This is a genomic window from Ruegeria sp. BG8 (assembly GCF_056538325.1).
This window is the reverse complement of sequence record NZ_JBQFSZ010000033.1, coordinates 1-953: the sequence shown is the minus strand read 5'-3', so window position 1 is coordinate 953 and position 953 is coordinate 1. Positions and strand designations below refer to the sequence as shown.

The window sequence follows — 953 nt, the reverse complement described above, 5'->3', positions numbered from 1 at the left end:
ATGGCAAAGGAAAAGTTTGAGCGTACAAAACCGCACGTCAACATCGGCACGATTGGCCACGTTGACCATGGTAAAACGACGCTGACCGCAGCGATCACCAAGTATTTCGGTGACTTCAAAGCGTATGACCAAATCGACGGTGCGCCGGAAGAAAAAGCGCGCGGCATCACCATCTCGACCGCCCACGTGGAATACGAGACAGACGCGCGTCACTATGCGCACGTTGACTGCCCCGGCCACGCTGACTACGTCAAGAACATGATCACCGGTGCTGCCCAGATGGACGGCGCGATCCTGGTTGTGAACGCCGCTGACGGCCCGATGCCGCAAACGCGTGAGCACATCCTGCTGGGCCGCCAAGTTGGTATCCCGAAGATGGTCGTGTTCCTGAATAAAGTTGACCAGGTTGACGACGAAGAGCTGCTGGAACTGGTTGAGATGGAAGTTCGCGAACTGCTGTCCAGCTACGAATACCCCGGCGACGATATTCCGATCGTTGCAGGTTCGGCTCTGGCCGCGATGGAAGGCAACAACCCGGAAATCGGCGAAGAGAAAATCAAGGAACTGATGGCGGCTGTTGATGACTACATCGACACGCCTGAGCGTGCTGTTGACCAGCCGTTCCTGATGCCGATCGAAGACGTGTTCTCGATCTCGGGTCGTGGTACTGTTGTTACGGGTCGTGTTGAGCGTGGCGTGATCAACGTTGGCGACGAGATTGAAATCGTCGGCATCCGCGACACTTCGAAAACCACCTGCACCGGCGTTGAAATGTTCCGGAAGCTGCTGGACCGCGGTGAAGCAGGCGACAACATCGGTGCCCTGCTGCGTGGTGTTGACCGTGACGGCGTTGAGCGTGGCCAGGTTCTGTGTAAGCCGGGTTCGGTTACACCGCACACCAAGTTCGAAGCCGAAGCCTACATCCTGACCAAGGAAGAAGGCGGTCGTCACAC

General features: G+C 57.2%; 1 protein-coding gene. It reads left to right on the top strand.

Annotated elements, in window-relative coordinates:
* A partial coding sequence (gene tuf / locus ACR0DG_RS21445) for an elongation factor Tu (protein ID WP_480700618.1) occupies positions 1–953 on the top strand: 953 nt, incomplete at both ends.